At 63.6% G+C, this 15864-nt stretch carries 15 protein-coding genes; 6 read left to right on the forward strand and 9 right to left on the reverse strand.

Annotated elements, in window-relative coordinates; all coding sequences use genetic code 11:
• Window positions 1-38 precede the first annotated feature (38 nt).
• Window positions 39-1178 (forward strand): rod shape-determining protein RodA, encoded by a 1140-nt coding sequence (rodA, locus tag VWY34_RS05830; protein WP_340547315.1) that lies wholly within the window; start codon window positions 39-41, stop codon window positions 1176-1178.
• A gap of 7 nt (window positions 1179-1185) precedes the next feature.
• Here the strand turns inward: rodA and VWY34_RS05835 are convergent, their stop codons facing one another.
• Window positions 1186-2010, reverse strand: coding sequence for a LysR family transcriptional regulator (locus VWY34_RS05835; protein WP_416544608.1), 825 nt, complete (start codon window positions 2008-2010; stop codon window positions 1186-1188).
• Between the two features lie 92 nt (window positions 2011-2102).
• On the opposite strand from VWY34_RS05835, the gene VWY34_RS05840 reads away from it, so the two are divergent.
• From VWY34_RS05840 to VWY34_RS05850, 3 genes are all read left to right on the forward strand, one after another.
• Window positions 2103-2513 (forward strand): VOC family protein, encoded by a 411-nt coding sequence (locus VWY34_RS05840; RefSeq protein ID WP_416539951.1) that lies wholly within the window; start codon window positions 2103-2105, stop codon window positions 2511-2513.
• Entirely contained in the window at window positions 2510-3436 is a 927-nt protein-coding gene (locus VWY34_RS05845; protein ID WP_416537458.1) for a 2-hydroxyacid dehydrogenase, read from the forward strand. The genes VWY34_RS05840 and VWY34_RS05845 overlap by 4 nt, the downstream gene beginning before the upstream one ends.
• A 581-nt stretch (window positions 3437-4017) precedes the next feature.
• Window positions 4018-5703: a tryptophan halogenase family protein gene (locus tag VWY34_RS05850; protein WP_340547319.1), complete on the forward strand. Its 1686-nt coding sequence runs from the start codon at window positions 4018-4020 to the stop codon at window positions 5701-5703.
• Window positions 5704-5814: 111 nt separating this feature from the next.
• Here VWY34_RS05850 and VWY34_RS05855 read toward each other — a convergent pair whose 3' ends face one another.
• The 8 genes from VWY34_RS05855 to VWY34_RS05890 all read right to left on the reverse strand — a co-directional run bounded on the left by VWY34_RS05855 (window position 5815) and on the right by VWY34_RS05890 (window position 14429).
• Window positions 5815-7830, reverse strand: a complete 2016-nt coding sequence (locus tag VWY34_RS05855; protein WP_416544609.1) for a M3 family metallopeptidase — start codon at window positions 7828-7830, stop codon at window positions 5815-5817.
• 96 nt (window positions 7831-7926) lie between these two features.
• Window positions 7927-8760 (reverse strand): amino acid ABC transporter permease, encoded by an 834-nt coding sequence (locus VWY34_RS05860; RefSeq protein ID WP_416544610.1) that lies wholly within the window; start codon window positions 8758-8760, stop codon window positions 7927-7929.
• 65 nt (window positions 8761-8825) lie between these two features.
• Window positions 8826-9638 (reverse strand): transporter substrate-binding domain-containing protein, encoded by an 813-nt coding sequence (locus tag VWY34_RS05865; RefSeq protein WP_416536684.1) that lies wholly within the window; start codon window positions 9636-9638, stop codon window positions 8826-8828.
• Between the two features lie 49 nt (window positions 9639-9687).
• The gene (locus VWY34_RS05870) at window positions 9688-10794 is read right to left on the reverse strand and encodes a HesA/MoeB/ThiF family protein (RefSeq protein ID WP_416544611.1); all 1107 of its coding nucleotides are present in this window, start codon (window positions 10792-10794) and stop codon (window positions 9688-9690) included.
• The gene (gene dut / locus VWY34_RS05875; RefSeq protein ID WP_340547324.1) at window positions 10794-11249 is read right to left on the reverse strand and encodes a dUTP diphosphatase; all 456 of its coding nucleotides are present in this window, start codon (window positions 11247-11249) and stop codon (window positions 10794-10796) included. Before dut ends, VWY34_RS05870 begins: the two co-directional genes overlap by 1 nt.
• Before the next feature lie 42 nt (window positions 11250-11291).
• Complete coding sequence (gene coaBC / locus VWY34_RS05880) at window positions 11292-12494, reverse strand: bifunctional phosphopantothenoylcysteine decarboxylase/phosphopantothenate--cysteine ligase CoaBC (protein WP_416544612.1); 1203 nt, start codon at window positions 12492-12494, stop codon at window positions 11292-11294.
• A 100-nt stretch (window positions 12495-12594) separates the two neighbouring features.
• Window positions 12595-13554, reverse strand: a complete 960-nt coding sequence (locus VWY34_RS05885; protein ID WP_416548914.1) for a ChaN family lipoprotein — start codon at window positions 13552-13554, stop codon at window positions 12595-12597.
• Entirely contained in the window at window positions 13551-14429 is an 879-nt protein-coding gene (locus VWY34_RS05890) for an RNA polymerase factor sigma-32 (protein ID WP_416548916.1), read from the reverse strand. The genes VWY34_RS05885 and VWY34_RS05890 overlap by 4 nt, the downstream gene beginning before the upstream one ends.
• Before the next feature lie 292 nt (window positions 14430-14721).
• Between VWY34_RS05890 and cobU the strand changes: the two genes are divergently transcribed.
• Together cobU and VWY34_RS05900 are read left to right on the forward strand one after the other, a co-directional pair.
• Entirely contained in the window at window positions 14722-15240 is a 519-nt protein-coding gene (gene cobU, locus VWY34_RS05895; protein WP_416544614.1) for a bifunctional adenosylcobinamide kinase/adenosylcobinamide-phosphate guanylyltransferase, read from the forward strand.
• A complete protein-coding gene (locus VWY34_RS05900; RefSeq protein ID WP_416536680.1) occupies window positions 15237-15842 on the forward strand; it encodes a histidine phosphatase family protein in 606 nt (201 codons plus the stop codon). Before cobU ends, VWY34_RS05900 begins: the two co-directional genes overlap by 4 nt.
• The last annotated feature ends 22 nt before the right edge of the window (window positions 15843-15864 follow it).

Consider the following 15864-nt stretch of genomic DNA (forward strand, 5'->3'; position numbering starts at 1 on the left):
CTGCGTGAACAGGGGCAGACAGCGACAAGAGGACAGCCATGAGCTATCTTGCCAATAACGCGCAATCGGTGCCGACCGGCCTGCGCAAGATCCTCTATCTCAACTGGCCCTTGACCCTGCTTCTGGCCAGCGTCGCCAGCGTCGGTTTTCTGATGCTCTATTCGGTGGCGGGCGGCAGTTTCTCCCCCTGGGTGGAACCGCAGGTCAAACGCTTCCTGCTTGGGCTTTCGGTGATGCTGGTGGTGGCCATGATCCCGATCTGGTTCTGGCGCAATATCTCGGTACTGGCCTATCTGGTCTCGGTGCTCTTGCTGGTGGCGGTGGAATTCTTCGGCACCGTTGGCATGGGGGCGCAGCGCTGGATCGACATTGGCTTTATGCGGCTACAGCCATCGGAGCTGATGAAGATCACGCTGGTGATGCTGCTGGCCGCCTATTACGACTGGCTGCCGCCGGAGCGCTGTTCACGGCCCCAATGGGTGATCCTGCCGGTGATCCTGATCCTGCTGCCCACCTTTCTGGTGCTGCGCCAGCCCGATCTTGGCACCTCCATCCTGCTGATGGCCGCCGGAGGGGGCGTGATGTTCCTTGCCGGTGTGCACTGGGCCTATTTTGCCGCCGTCATCGGCGCCGCAGTGGGTCTTGTCGCGGCCGTGTTCAAAAGCCGGGGCACCGACTGGCAGCTGCTGAAAGACTATCAGTTCCGCCGCATCGACACCTTTCTCGATCCCTCGCAGGATCCGCTCGGCGCCGGCTACCACATCACCCAGTCGAAGATTGCGCTGGGGTCCGGCGGCTGGTCCGGCCGCGGTTTCATGCAGGGTACCCAGTCACGGCTGAACTTTCTGCCCGAGAAACACACCGATTTCATCTTCACCACCCTGGCCGAAGAATTCGGGTTTATCGGCGGGTTCACCCTGCTGTTCATCTACATGCTGGTGATCCTGTTCTGCATTGCCACGGCGCTTGCCACCAGGGACCGGTTTTCCTCTTTGGTCACGCTGGGCGTCGCCATCACATTTTTCCTGTTCTTTGCGGTGAATATGTCGATGGTGATGGGGCTGGCACCCGTGGTCGGCGTGCCGCTGCCGATGGTCTCCTACGGGGGGTCGGCGATGCTGGTGCTGCTGGCCGCCTTTGGTCTGGTGCAAAGCGCAAATATCCACCGCCCGCGATAGGCGTCGGCTAGAGCGCTGCCAGCAAGACCCGCGTCAGCGCGCTGTCCGCATCGCGCTGATGGAAAAGCACGCCCAGCCGCCGTTCCGCGTCATCAAAGGGCGTGAACCGCAGCCCGCCATATCGTCCCACCCCCTCCCAAAGCGGCACAACCGCCTGCGCGGTGCCCTCTGCCACCATCTGGGCAATCAGTTCCAGCGCATCCAGTTCCGCCAGGATCTCCGGCGCCTCGACCCTCTGCGTCAGCGCCTGCCAGCAGCGCGCGCCACCCCAGGCGTCCCGGCTGTAGATCAGATAGGGCAGCGGCTCTTCAGCGGCCTTCTCAGCCTGCAACAGCCCGATGGGTTGCCGGGCAATCTCGGTGAACACATAGGATTTCGGCAGCAGAAAGGGCGGTTCGATCAACAGGGCCGCATCGACCTGCCCCTGTTCCATCGCCGCATAAAGCCCCTCAGAGGTGCCGGGCACCAGCTGCAACGCAACCTCCGGCGCGGCGGCTCTCAGATGCCGCAGGATCGCGCCCGCGTAATCTCCCATCGCCGTCGATACCGCGCCCAGCCGCAACCGCCCGGTCAGCGCGGCGCCGCGCAGCTCTCCCCGCAACTCGGCCTCTGCCCGCAGCATGTCACGCATCCGTGGCAGCAGCCGACGACACTCCGCCGTTGGCTGCATGACCCGGCCCGCCCGGCACAGCAGCGCCACGCCCACATCAGCCTCCAATGCGGCAATCCGCTGCGAGATGGCCGAGGCGGTGATCCCCTCACGCCGCGCCGCCGCCGCAAGGGAGCCTTCTTCAATCGTGGCAATCAGGCTGGTGAGAAATCGTGTGTCCATAGATATCCTTATGTCTGAACATAGGAAAACAAGCTACCCTTTGCACGCCTCACCGCCTATCCCCTTAGGCACAGAGTTAAGGGAGCACAGAGATGAGCATTTTTCACCTCGCCTATCACGTGGATGATCTTGACAGGGCGCGCGGCTTTTACGGGGATCTGCTGGGCTGTCAGGAAGGGCGCAGCACCGAGACTTGGGTCGATTTCAACTTCTTCGGCCATCAGATTTCGCTGCACCTCGGGCCAGTTTTTGCCACCGCCAAGACCGGCAGGGTCGGCGATCACATGGTGCCGATGCCCCACCTCGGGGTGATCCTGCCGCAGGGTGACTGGCGCGCGCTGGCTGACCGGCTGGAGGCGGCGGGTGTTGACTTCACCATCGCTCCCACCACCCGGTTTGCGGGCGAGCCGGGAGAGCAAAGCACGATGTTCTTTCACGATCCTGCGGGCAATCCGATCGAAATCAAGGGATTTGCCGATATGGACGGGGTGTTTGCCACATGATCAACGTCCAGTTCGCCGCCCTGCCCGAACGCTGGGCCAGCTATCAGGCACCTTTGCGCGCCGCCTTTGCCGAGGCCGGGCTGGAGGTTGATCTGCGCCTCGATCACGCGCCGGGAGAGGTCGATTACGTGGTCTATGCCCCCAATTCCGACCTTCAGGACTTTACCCCCTATACCCGCTGCAAGGCGGTGCTGAGCCTCTGGGCCGGGGTGGAAAAGATCGTCGGCAACCAGACCCTCAAGATGCCGCTCTGCCGGATGGTGGATCCGGGGCTGACCGCAGGCATGGTGGAATGGGTCACCGGCCATGTGCTGCGCTATCACCTCGGCATCGACCGCACGATCCGCACGCAGGACAGATGGGACCCCGTGGTGCCGCCGCTGGCCGAGGAACGGCCGGTCACCGTGCTGGGCCTTGGCGCATTGGGGCAGGCCTGCGCGCAGATGCTGGCAAAGCTGGGCTTCCCGGTCACCGGCTGGTCGCGATCCGAAAAATCCATCGACGGCATCACCTGCCGCCACGGTGAGGCCGGGCTGCGCGCGGCGCTCAGCGCCGCCGAAATCGTGATCCTGCTGCTGCCCGATACACCGGCCACCGAGAATACGCTGAACCGTGACACGCTCGCCCTGCTGCCCCGTGGCGCGCGGATCATCAACCCCGGACGCGGCCCGCTGATTGAGGATGATGCCCTTCTGGCCGCGCTCGACAGTGGCCAGATCGGCCATGCCACGCTGGATGTCTTCCGGGTGGAGCCGCTGCCGCTGGATCATCCCTATTGGGCCCATCCCAATGTGACCGTGACGCCCCATATCGCGGCCGAAACTCGCGCCATCACTGCTGCACGGGTGATTGCCGAAAACATCCGCCTGGGCGAGGCCGGACAGCCCTTGCGCCATCAGGTGGACCGCAATCTGGGCTATTGATCACCCAGGTGGGCGGCAGATCTTAACATCCAGCAAACCTGCCGCCCGCCCCGCTCAGAATCGTTTCAGACCCTTGCGCTAGTCTCTCGGGCAATCGCGATTGCAGGATCCGGGTCTGGCACCCCGGCTCCGACCAGGAACCGGGCCTCAGTGTGTGAGGCTGTGCAGAGAATTTGAGCACGCGGGCCATCAACCCGCCCCTCTCCGCCCCCGTGGCGGCGCCGTCCACTTTATGCCGCAACCGCCCGGTTGCAGAACAAGTCCCCAGTTCCAAGACTGGCAGATCAGCACGGCAGCATCTCCCGGACGACCACAGGTCGCGCCGGTGATGACCCGTGTCTGGACAACAGCCACCCCGACGCACCATGCCGGGCCGCGTTTGCACAGCACCGATCATCATCGAAATTTCCAAATAGTGCAGCCCCAATCCGCCCCCGGCCATGTCCCCGCAAAACCACGATCAGCGCGACGTCGGGTCCGCTCAGCCCCGTCCAGACCGGCTGAGCGCCATAATGGCTGGCCAAATGCGAGAAACTTGCGCTACGGTTCTTCAAAAAACATAAAAACAGGGACGGAACTAGATGAACAATCGCTTAAGGAAGATCACCATCGTCGGCGGCGGCACGGCGGGGTGGATGACGGCGCTGATCCTGGAGACGGAATTCTCCCGCACCTCAGCACCAAAGGACTGCCCGCGGATCTGCCTGATCGAAAGCCCAAATATCGCCACGGTCGGCGTCGGAGAGGCAACGGTGCCACGGATGCCAAAGACGCTTCGTCAGGCGGGCATATCCGAACGCAATTTCTTCCGCGAAACCAACGCCTCCTTCAAGCTCGGTGTGAAATTCTGCAACTGGAACAAGGACCCGAAGGGCAATCGCATCGACTATGTGAACCCCTTTGCCCACGGTCAGCTGCTGGAGGGGCTGGAGGCCGCTGAATATTTCCTGCGCTTTGGCAACGGCGACCGGGATTTCACCCAGTCCATCGCGCCACATGATGATCTGGGCCGCCTGTGCAAGGGTGCGCGCCCCTTGGGTCAACCGGAGTTCGAACAGCGGTTCGGCTATGCCTATCATCTGGACGCGGTGAAATTTGCAGGCATGCTCACCAGGGTCTGCACCAAACGCGGTGTTGAGCATATTCAGGACGAGGTGACATCGGTCGAACTGGATGAACAGGGCAATGTCAGCCACCTGATGCTGGAACAGCGCGGCCGCCACGATATCGAAATGGTCATCGACTGCACCGGTTTCCGCGGGCTGATCATCAATCAGGCGCTGGGTGAGCCGTTCATGGATTATTCCGACTACCTGCCCAATGACCGCGCTATGGCCTTGCAGATTGAACATCCCGACCCGGAAAAAATCGAAAGCCTGACCCGCTCCACCGCCCTTGGGGCCGGCTGGACGTGGCGCGTGCCGCTCTACAACCGTGTGGGCACCGGCTATGTGTTCTCCTCGGCCCATCGCACCGATGATCAGGCGGCGGATGAATACCTTGAATGGCTGGGGGACAGTGGCAAAGGGGCGACGCCACGGGTGATCCCGATGCGGATCGGACGCGTGCGCAATGCCTGGGTCAAGAACTGTCTGGCCATCGGTCTGGCCGGCGGGTTTATCGAACCGCTGGAAAGCACCGCGATCCACATGATCGACCACGCCGTGCGCTGGTTTGCCGAACATCTGCCAACGCGCGAGATCGCCCCCTCCCTGCGCAGCCGATACAACCGGCAGATGGACAAGCTCTATGACGAGGTGCTGGAATTCATCTGCCTGCACTACCGGCTGGGCAACCGCACCGATGACCAATACTGGATCGACGCCCGCACGGAGATGAAGATCCCGGATCGCCTTGCCGAGAACCTTGAACTCTGGCAGCACCGCCTGCCGATGCCCCATGATATCGAATTTGCCACCCTGTTTGATTACCGGGTCTACCAGACCGTGCTTCTGGGCAAACAGGTCTATGATACCGGCTATGGCCCCGGCATCCGGGATCGCCTGCGCCCATTGAAGAAACCGATATGGTTCCAGTGGTGGAAGGGCGCGAAGGTGGATCTGGCGAACATCCTGAAGTCGATGCCGGATCACAAAACCCTGCTGCGCGACATCCGCGGCGAACTGGACCAGCCAAGCTTTGGCATGGCGGCGGCGATGAAACCGACAGTGCCGATGCCCGGCGCCGCCCCGGTGCCCTGGGCGATCCAGAACATGCCGAGCTTCAGCGAGATTGAGAGCGGTCAGAAAGACCTGCAACTGTTCTAGGCAGGCCTGCGCCCCCCCCTCACCGCAGATCACGGGGGCACAACCACAAACGAGAGAGGGCAGACGCATCGCGCCTGCCCTCTCACATTACAGACAAAACCATTGTGCGGATTATTTTGCCGCCAGCCCCCGCCCCTTCAGCAACGCATCCACACCGGGCAGTCGGCCCCGGAACGCCGTGTACAGCTCCGCCGGATCGCGCGAGCCACCGGTCGACAGGATATGCGCCTCCAGCGCCTTGGCGCGTTCGGGGTCAAAAGCACCGCCCGCCTCCTCAAATGCGGCAAAGGCATCGGCGTCCATCACCTCCGACCACATGTAGCTGTAATAGCCCGAGGAATAGCCGTCGCCCGAGAACACATGGGCGAAATGCGGGGTGGCGTGGCGCATGATGATCGCCGACGGCATCCCGATCTCGGCCAGAACCTCGGCCTGTCTGGCCATCGGATCCTTCGGCGCAGGCCCGTCGTGAAATGCCAGATCCACCAGTGCAGAGGCCAAATATTCCACCGTCTGGAACCCCATATCAAAGGTCGAGGCCGCCAGCACCCGGTCGCGCATCTCCACCGGCATCGGTTTGCCGGTTTCCGCATGGGTGGCGAATTTGCCCAGAACCTCCGGCACATCCAGCCAGTGCTCATAGAGCTGCGAGGGCAGTTCGACAAAATCGCGGGCCACCGAGGTGCCGGAGATGCTCTCGTAACTCACATCCGACAACATCTGGTGCAGCGCATGGCCGAACTCGTGGAACAACGTGCGCGCATCATCATAAGACAAAAGCGCCGGATCCCCCTTGGCAAAGTTGCAGACGTTGATCACAACCGGTGTCTGCACCTTGGGGAAATTCGCCTGGCTGCGCATTGCCGAACACCACGCACCGGAGCGTTTGGAGGAGCGGGCGAAATAGTCACCAATGAACACGGCCACATGCGCGCCATTGCGGGTCACCTCCCAGGCGCGGCAATCCTCGTGATAGAGCGGCACATCAAGCGGCGTGAACTCCAGCCCGAACAGCCGGGTCGCGCAGTCAAACGACGCCTCGATCATCCGGTCCAGCTGGAAATATGGCTTCAGCTCCGCCTCATCCAGATCATGCTCTGCCTTGCGCCGTTTCTCCGCGTAATAGCGCCAGTCCCAGGGCTCCAGCTCGCCGTTGATGCCATCATCCTGCATCATCTTCGTCAGCACCCAGGCATCCGCTTCCGCCTGCGCCTTGGCCGGTTCCCAGACCTGCATCAGCAGATCGCGCACCGCGGCCGGGGTCTTGGCCATCTCGGTTTCCAGCTTGTAGGCCGCGAAATTCTCATAGCCAAGCAGCTTGGCCCGCTCTTCGCGCAGGGCCAGAATTTCGGCGGCAATCTTACGGTTGTCGCTGTCGCCGCCATTGGCACCACGCGCGGCCCAGGCCTCGAACGCCGTCTTGCGCAGGTCGCGGCGGGGCGAGAATTGCAAAAACGGAGTGATGAGCGAGCGCGACAGCGTGACCGCCGGCCCCTCCAGCCCCTTGTCCTTGCCCGCCGCGCGAGCCGCATCGACGACAAACTGCGGCAGGCCGGTCAGATCCTCTTCGCCGAGCTCCATATACCAGCTGCGTTCATCCGCCAGCAGGTTCTGGGTAAACTCGGTCCCAAGGGTCGCGAGCCGGGATTTGATCTCCTGCATGCGGGTGTCATCCGCGCCTTCCAGCGCCGCACCCCCGCGTACAAATCCGCGATGGGTCAGCATCAGGACGCGCTGCTGTTCCTCGGTCAGATCCAGCGTATCGCGCTGATCCCACACCGATTTGACGCGCGCATAAAGCGCCTTGTTGGCGGTGATGGCGGAAAAATGCGCCGCCAGCTTCGGGGAAAACGCCCGCTGCAACGCTTCGCGCTCGGGGTTACTGTCCGCACCAGCCACGCTGTAGAACACTGACAAAACCTGCTCCAGCTCGGGGCAGGGGGTTTCCAGCGCCTCGATCACATTGGCAAAGGTCGGCGCCTCGTCCGAGGCGGCAATGGCGTCAATCTGCGCCTTATGCGCAGCCAGCGCCTCATCCAGCGCAGGGGCAAAATCACTGTCCTTGATCTGGTCGAAGGGGGCAATTTCAAACGGCGTGTCCCAGTTGGACAGCAGCGGATTGGTCATGGCAAATCTCCTTTGTGAGGAAGCTATGCCCGCCCCTGCCCGCCGTCCAGAGGCACAGTCGAGAGAATTTCACCGATTGCCGCCGGAGCCTGCCCGCTACCGGCGCTCCTCGCGGCGACGCAGGTGTTTCTCAAACCGCCTGAGCAGCAGCGACAGGCCAATTGTTAGCGTGAGGTAAATCAGCGCCACCACATTATAGGTCTCAAAATAACGGAAATTGCCCACCGCCGTGATCTTGCCCAGCTGGGTGACATCGGCGACCCCCAGCACAGAAACCAGCGAACTGTCCTTTACCAGTGCCACAAAATCATTGCCAAGCGGCGGCAGGATGGTGCGGATCGCCTGCGGAAACACGACAAAGCGAAAGCGGTGCCAGCGGCTGAGACCCAGCGCCTTGGCCGCCTCGATCTGGCCCGCATCCACCGATTGCAGACCGGCGCGGAACACCTCCGAGATAAAGGCGGAATAGGCGATCATCAGCGCGATAATGGCCCGCCACAGCAGTGGGAAATTGCGAGTACGGATCGGATCCAACCCGATCTGCGCGCCGATCCAGTTGCGTAGTTCCACCAGCGCTGGCGCCAGCACAAAGGCGACGTAAAGCAGCAGCACGATGATCGGGATGCCCCGCACCACCTCGATATAGAACCGCGCACCCTGCCGGATCACCAGCCAGCGCGATCCCGCAGCCAGCGCCAGCCCAAGCCCCAGAAGAGAGGCCAGGAAAAAGCTCACCAGCGTGACAAAGATCGTCAGCTGGACGCCACGCATCAGGGTGCTGAGGATATTGAGATAGAGATCATCCGAAACAACCCGCCAGATCAGCGTCGCCCCGATCAGGATCACCGCCGCCAGCCACCATGGGAAATCTTCTTTTTTGCTGTCCGCCCGACGGTTTTGCCTGCCCGGTCTTGGCTCTTGCTCGTTCATCTCTGCCCCATGATGTGGAAATCCCCGGCGCTAGGGCCGGGGATTGGTCATAGTCTGCCGCCGGATCAGCCGCCCAGCTTATACTCCAGGAACCACTTGGTGTTCAGCGCATCCAGCGTGCCATCCGCCTCCATCGAGGCGATGGCGGCGTTGATCGGCGCCACCAGATCGCTGCCCTTGGGGAAGATGAAGCCGAAATCCTCGGTCCCGAGCGGCTCGCCCACGATCTTCAGCGCCCCGTCCGAGGCCTGCACATAGCCATTGGCGGCGGTGCTGTCCGACAGCGCCAGATCCACATCGCCCGTGCGCAGCGCCTGAATCGCCGCGCCAAAGGTTTCAAACAGCTTGATCCGCGGGTTGGCCTCATCGCCGTCAAGGATATCATAGACGGTCACATAAAACGGCGTGGTGCCGGGCTGGGCCCCGGCCAGAAGATCCGCATTGGCAGCAAAACTGGCGGCATCGTCAAAGCGGCTCTCATCCCCGGCCACGATCATGCGCATCTGCGAGGTCAGGTATTTGTCTGAAAAATCCACTTTTTCCTTGCGGTCGTCGCGGATGGTGATGCCGGTCATGCCCATGTCATACTGGCCATCGCTCACCGCCGGGATCATTGCGTCCCAGCTGGTGGTTTCATAGACGACTGTGATGTTGATCCGCTCGGCGATCTCCGCCATGGCGTCATATTCCCAGCCGATGGCTGTGCCGCTGGCAGGGTCGACAAATTGCAGCGGCGGATAGGCGTTCTCCACCGAGACCACCACTTCGCGCCCCTCAAGGTCCGGCAGATCCGCCGCCGTGGCAGCGGTAGACAGCAGGGCCAGGCCTGCGGCAGCGGCGATGGTTTTCACCGCGCCCTGGGTCATGTTGAATGTCATTTTGTCCTCCCCTTTGGTTTTGATTGATCAATCGCTGCGTCTGGTTCCGTCAGACCCCCTCCGCGCGCCTGCTGATGAGCGCCGCGTCAGGCTCCACGCCGGCATCGGCGCCACCGGCACAGATCGGGCAATCGGGCTGGCCGCGCAGGGTGATCTTGCGGCTTTCGGCATAAAGGCCGTCATAGATCAGCATCTCACCGCGCAGCACCGCACCGGCACCGGTCAGCGCCTTCACCGCCTCCAGCGCCATCATCGCGCCGATGACACCGGGCAGCGGCCCGACCACCCCGGCCTCGGAACAGCTGGGCGCCAGCCCGGCCGCCGGTGCTTCGGGAAAGATACACTGATAGCAGGGGCCGCTGACCGAGGGCTGGAACAGCGAGATCTGCCCCTCCCACTGCGACAGCGCGCCTGAAATCAACGGCTTGCCCAGCGCCACCGCCGTGCGATTGGCCAGATAGCGGGTTTCGAAGTTGTCGGTGCCGTCGAGAATCAGATCGTAATCGGCAAAAAGATCCGCCGCGATCTCGGCATCCAGGCGGCGATGATAGGGGCGCACCTCCACATAGGGGTTCTGCGCCACCATCGCGGCCTGCGCCGAAAACACCTTGGGCCGCCCGATATCATCATCGCGGTGAATGACCTGCCGTTGCAGATTGGCGTTCTCCACCAGATCATCGTCGATGACGCCGATGGTGCCGACGCCAGCGGCGGCCAGATATTGCAGCGCAGGCGCGCCCAGACCACCGGCTCCGATCACCAGCACGCGGGCGTTGCGCAGTTTTTTCTGCCCGGGGCCACCCAGCTCGCGCAGGACAATATGGCGGGCGTAGCGTTCCAGCTCTGTCTCGGAGAATTTCTGCGACCGGGGCGGGGTCGCCTCACTGTCGGCCGCCTCCGGCTGCGCCCGATTGCGCAGGACACGCAGCCCCTGACGGTAGCCCAGCACCAGCGCCACGGCCCCCGCCAGCATCAGCCAGGGGGCGGCGGTTTCCCCGGTGGCCAGCCGCAGCGGCGCGGTCGCAGGCAGGGTCAGATGCAGCGTCAGGATCGCACCATAGAGCAATGCCAGCAGGCTGAACCGCAAACGGCGTCCCAGCCCCAGGAATTGGCCGCCCCACCAGATCAATGCTGCAAGGACAAGGATCGACAGCATCAGCCCTGCCCCGTCGAGCCGAAACCGCCAGACCCGCGCGGCGTCTCATCCAGCGTTTCGACCAGCTGGAACTCCGCCCGCAGCACCGGTGCCACCACCATCTGCGCAATGCGGTCCCCATGGGCGATGTCAAACGCGGCCTCGCCGGCATTCATCACAATCACCCCAAGCGGACCACGATAGTCGCTGTCGATGGTTCCGGGGGTATTGGGCAGGGTGATGCCATGTTTCAGCGCCAGACCCGAGCGCGGGCGGATCTGCACCTCATAGCCCTCGGGGATCGCCAGCCGCAGGCCCGTGGGCACCAGCGCGCGGGCACCGGGGGCAAGCGTCAGGCTGGCGCGATCCGGCAGATTGGCGCGCAGATCGGCGCCTGCCGCGCCGCTGGTCTGATAGGCGGGCAGCGGCACCTCCCGGTCTGCGCCTTCGTCATATGTGATACGGATATCGACCATTCTGTGCCTGATCCCTCTTGGTTTCGTCCTGTGCGGCTCTGTTCAGCCCGTCTCCGCCAGCGCCTGTGCAATGCGGTCGGCCAGCTTGCGGGCAACCGCGTCCTTGTCCATGCGCGGCCAGCTTTCGGCGCCTGCATCGGAGATCAGGATCACCGCGTTCTCACGGCCGCCCATGATACCGGTTGCCGGGGAGACGTCATTGGCGACAATCCAGTCGCAGCCCTTGCGCAGGCGTTTGGCGGTGGCATTGTCAACCACATCATTGGTCTCCGCCGCAAAGCCGACGACAAGTCCCGGTCGCCCCTGCTCCAGCCGCGACACGGTCTTGAGAATGTCGGGGTTCTCGGCAAATTCCATCACCGGCAGCCCATCCTTGGATTTCTTCAGCTTGCGATCCGATGCGCTGGTCACACGCCAGTCGGCGACCGCCGCGGCAAAGACACCGGCATCTGCGGGCAGCGCCGCTGACACCGCCTCGGCCATCTCCCGCGCGGTCTCAACGGCCACCACTTCGACGCCATCGGGCGGCGCAACGCTGGCCGGGCCCGTGATGAAGACCACTTCAGCACCCAGATCGCGCAGAGCACGGGCCAGCGCTGTCCCCTGCGCGCCCGACGATCGGTTGGCGATGTAGCGCACCGGGTCGATCGGCTCATGCGTCGGGCCGGAGGTCACGACGATGCGCCGCCCCTTGAGCGGTCCATCGGACAGTTTCGCGGCAATGGCGGCAACAATGGCGTCCGGTTCCGCCAGACGGCCGGGACCAAATTCGCCGCAGGCCATGCCGCCCTCATCCGGGCCGACGCAGGACACTCCATCCGCCATCAGGCTTGCCAGATTGCGCTGGGTCGCGGGGTGCTGCCACATGCGCACATTCATCGCAGGAGCCAGCAGCACCGGAGTATCTGTGGCCAGCAGCAGGGTTGAGGCCAGGTCATTGGCGTGACCATGGGCCATCTTCGCCATCAGATCCGCCGTGGCCGGGGCCACCACCAGTAGATCCGCACTGCGCGACAGCTGGATATGACCCATCTCCGCCTCGGCGGTGAGGTCAAAGAGATCGCGGTGCACCGCCTGCCCGGCCAGCGCCGAAACGGACAGCGGAGTTACAAATTCCTCGCCCGCCCTGGTCAGGACCGGCACCACCTCGGCGCCCTGATCCTGCAGGCGGCGGATCAGCTCCAGCGATTTATAGGCGGCAATCCCGCCACCGATGATCAGGAGAATACGTTTGTTCGCCAGCATTTGCCTATCCTTGCCGCAGATCCCGGCAAACTCTACTGCGCCCTGTCGCCAGTGTGAAACGGTTTTCCGCAGGGCGTCTGCCGCAGCGCGCGCGTGCCCCTCACTGGAACGCCAGACAGGGATCGGCGCGCGGGACTGGATCTGCCTCCATCACCACATCAAACGTCCCCTCGATCTGCCCGCCTTCGGACTGGCCCAGAGCGGTGATCTTCAGCGCCGGGCGCGCCTGCCGCAAGGCCAGCGGCGCGCCACGATCCAGCCGAGCATGGCCATTGCCGGTCACCACCACGACCGGCCCCGGATTCTGGCCGCCAGATTGCCTGACCGGGTCTGCGGCGGCGTGATCCAGCGCCGCAACAACAGCGCGTGCCAGCACCGCATCGCGCAGCCGCTGAAGCTCAACCAGAACCGGCAGCATCTCGCCCGGCATCGCATTGCAATGGCTAGCCAGCTGATCGGCTTCACGCGCCGCCTGCTCTGCCTCATCCAGCGGGGTGGAGAGCCCAAAGGCCACCGCATCAGGACCAAAGACCCCCGCCACGCCCTGTTCCATCGCGCGGCGGGTTTCCGTTCGCGGGACCAGCGCGCCGAACTGCGCCGCCCCGTGACTGGCGGCAAAGACCGGTTGATAAAGCGCGAACTCAGGCCAGCCGGACTGCGTCCAGTCGAGCGTCTCTGCCAGTGCCGGACCGTCCTGCAACAGATCCGGTGTCAGCGCTGCTGCCTGCGTCGCCGTGATCATCTCCCAGACCACGGCGGCGGGCTGGAGCGCGGTGATGATCTCTGCCTGCACCGCGTGATGGGCGGGGTTGTCGTGGATCTCGCCCAGAAACACCACGTCAGCCCCGGCCAGAACCGGCAGCACCTCCGCCACCGAGCTGGCCAGCACCGCAGGCGGGCGGGCCTGTCCACTGTGTTCGTCCGCGCGGGCCGTGCCGGTCATGACGGCAGCCGCGACAAGAACGCCGACGGCGATCGGTCGCCATGCCGCCGCGCAGATGCAAAAGGCGCGCCCGAAGTCGGACACGCCTTTGATCATGATAGGTATGTGAGATGTCATAGGAGGAAGTTCTGAACTTCCCGTGAGCAGGTTTCAAGCGATTTGCGCATCTTCTGAAAGGCGCCCGCCTCCAGCTGGCGGACACGCTCCTTGGACAGGCCCAGCTCCGTGCCGAGGCTCTCCAACGTGCGCGGCTTGTCCCGCAGCTTGCGTTCGGTGATGATGAAGCGTTCGCGGTCGTTCAGCGCCTGCATCGCCTCCACCAGCCAGATCCTGAGCTGCCTGGTGTCATGGCTCTCCTCGACCAGCTCGGCGGCCTGGGCGCTGTCGTCCTCCAGCGCTTCGATCCATTCGCGGCCCTCTTCCTCGGCCGATTGCACCGCATTCAGCGAGAAATCCGCCCCGGCCAGCCGCCCGTCCATCATCTGCACATCGCGCAGCGGCACACCGATTTCGGTGGCGATCTTCTGATGCAGCTGGTGCTGATCCAGCTGGATGCCCTCGGACTGGGCCTGACGCTCCAGCTGGGCCTGCACCCGACGCATATTGAAAAACAGCGACTTCTGCGCCGAGGTCGACCCGGTCCGCACCATCGACCAGTTGCGCATCACATAGTCCTGAATCGACGCCTTGATCCACCAGACCGCATAGGTCGAAAAGCGCACCCCACGGTCAGGGTCGAACTTATCGGCCGCCTTCATCAGGCCCAGCCCGGCCTCCTGAATGAGATCATTCATCGGCGCGCCGTAGCGGCGGAATTTGGAGGCCATGGAGATCGCCAGTCGCATATAGGCATTGATCAGCCGATGCAGCGCCTGCACGTCCCGCTCATCCCGCCAGGCGTAGGCCAGTCGCAATTCGGTCTCTGCGTCCAGCAATTCCGCCTTCATTGCCCGCTTGGGCAACGGGTTTTCGATCATGGTATCAAGAGCCATTTTTCTTCCCCGTAGATGAATTTTGGTCTGAATACGGGCGATGCGCCCTCTTGGATCACTTCAGTCTTGGTAAATTCCCGAAAATCAGGCTCGGGACTGTCGTCTCGGCCCCCAGCGTGGTTGGACAGGCGCGAAATGCGCCGCCACAGCGGGCCGGTCCGGGTGCAATCAACCTCTGAAATCAGCGTCATCTCTGCGGGCCTGACGCGCGCCCGTGGTCAACACATCTTGTGTTGCGCCGCACCCGTGGCTACCCAGTCACACAACACTCGATAGCTTCAGGGTAATAAAAGTGCCGACTAAAGTCACATTCATTCTGGGCGGTGCGGCATCGGGCAAATCGGCCTATGCCGAGGAAATCTGCCTAAACTCAGGGAAAGACAGGGTTTATCTGGCCACTTCACAAGTGTTTGACGAGGAGATGCGGGCCAAGGTGGACCGCCATCTGCATCAGCGCGGCGCCGGCTGGACCACCCATGAGGCGCCACGGGACCTCGCGCCGGTGCTCGACTCGCTGCGCGCCGACCAGATCTGCCTGCTGGACTGCGCCACCATGTGGCTCAGCAATCAGATGCTGGCGGAGGCGGATCTGATTGCTGAGCAGGCAGCGCTGACGGCCGCCTTGCAGCGCTGCGCCGCCGAGGTGGTGGTGGTGTCAAACGAGGTGGGCCATGGCATCGTCCCCGACAATGCGCTGGCCCGGCAGTTCCGCGAGGCGCAGGGCCGGCTGAATATCGCATTGGCCGGGGTGGCCGACCGGGCTGTGCTGGTCACCGCCGGGCTGCCGCAGGTGCTGAAAGGAACGCTATGAGCAACGATGCGATCACGAGACTGTTTCTGGTCCGTCACGGCCCGACCCATGCCAAATCCATGGTTGGCTGGTCCGATCTGCCCGCCGATCTGTCCGATACCGCCGCGCTGGACCGGCTGCACGGGTATCTGCCCCCCGAGGCGCTGGTGGTGTCCTCCGACCTCAGCCGGGCGCGCGATACGGCGACGGCCATCGGGCGCGACCGGCAGCGGCTGGCGGACCAGCCGGCGCTGCGCGAAATCCATTTCGGCGCCTGGGAGCTGCGCAGCTGGCGCGAGATTGATGCCGAAGACCCCGAGCGTATCCGCGCCTATTGGGAAACCCCCGGCGATGTGACCCCGCCCGGCGGCGAGAGCTGGAATCAGGTCTGCGCGCGGGTAAACGCAGCCATCGATGGTCTGATCGAGGCGCATCGCGGCCGGGATCTGGTGGTGGTTGGCCATTTCGGCCAGATCCTGACGCAGATCCAGCGCGCCGAGCAGCTGACCGCCGAGGAGGCCTTTTCGCATCGGATCGACAACCTGTCGGTCACCGAGATCACCCATCAGGGCAGCAGCCGGGATCGCGGCTGGGGGCGTGGTAGAATAAATCACATTCCGTGATGGGTTAGCGCACAAATATTCC

The sequence above is a fragment of the Phaeobacter sp. JH20_02 genome, assembly GCF_048056915.1.
Classification (GTDB): Bacteria; Pseudomonadota; Alphaproteobacteria; order Rhodobacterales; family Rhodobacteraceae; genus Phaeobacter; species Phaeobacter bryozoorum.

Excerpts from the sequence above, each read along its gene's own strand:
- VWY34_RS05840 (WP_416539951.1), top strand. The coding sequence starts at position 2,103 with ATGAGCATTTTTCACCTCGCCTATCACGTGGATGATCTTGACAGGGCG.
- dut (WP_340547324.1), bottom strand. The coding sequence starts at position 11,249 with ATGGTCGATATCCGTATCACATATGACGAAGGCGCAGACCGGGAGGTG.
- coaBC (WP_416544612.1), bottom strand. The coding sequence starts at position 12,494 with ATGCTGGCGAACAAACGTATTCTCCTGATCATCGGTGGCGGGATTGCC.
- VWY34_RS05900 (WP_416536680.1), top strand. The coding sequence starts at position 15,237 with ATGAGCAACGATGCGATCACGAGACTGTTTCTGGTCCGTCACGGCCCG.
- VWY34_RS05890 (WP_416548916.1), bottom strand. The coding sequence starts at position 14,429 with ATGGCTCTTGATACCATGATCGAAAACCCGTTGCCCAAGCGGGCAATG.
- VWY34_RS05865 (WP_416536684.1), bottom strand. The coding sequence starts at position 9,638 with ATGACATTCAACATGACCCAGGGCGCGGTGAAAACCATCGCCGCTGCC.
- VWY34_RS05870 (WP_416544611.1), bottom strand. The coding sequence starts at position 10,794 with ATGCTGTCGATCCTTGTCCTTGCAGCATTGATCTGGTGGGGCGGCCAA.
- VWY34_RS05860 (WP_416544610.1), bottom strand. The coding sequence starts at position 8,760 with ATGAACGAGCAAGAGCCAAGACCGGGCAGGCAAAACCGTCGGGCGGAC.
- VWY34_RS05855 (WP_416544609.1), bottom strand. The coding sequence starts at position 7,830 with ATGACCAATCCGCTGCTGTCCAACTGGGACACGCCGTTTGAAATTGCC.
- VWY34_RS05835 (WP_416544608.1), bottom strand. The coding sequence starts at position 2,010 with ATGGACACACGATTTCTCACCAGCCTGATTGCCACGATTGAAGAAGGC.
- VWY34_RS05845 (WP_416537458.1), top strand. The coding sequence starts at position 2,510 with ATGATCAACGTCCAGTTCGCCGCCCTGCCCGAACGCTGGGCCAGCTAT.
- rodA (WP_340547315.1), top strand. The coding sequence starts at position 39 with ATGAGCTATCTTGCCAATAACGCGCAATCGGTGCCGACCGGCCTGCGC.
- VWY34_RS05885 (WP_416548914.1), bottom strand. The coding sequence starts at position 13,554 with ATGACATCTCACATACCTATCATGATCAAAGGCGTGTCCGACTTCGGG.
- VWY34_RS05850 (WP_340547319.1), top strand. The coding sequence starts at position 4,018 with ATGAACAATCGCTTAAGGAAGATCACCATCGTCGGCGGCGGCACGGCG.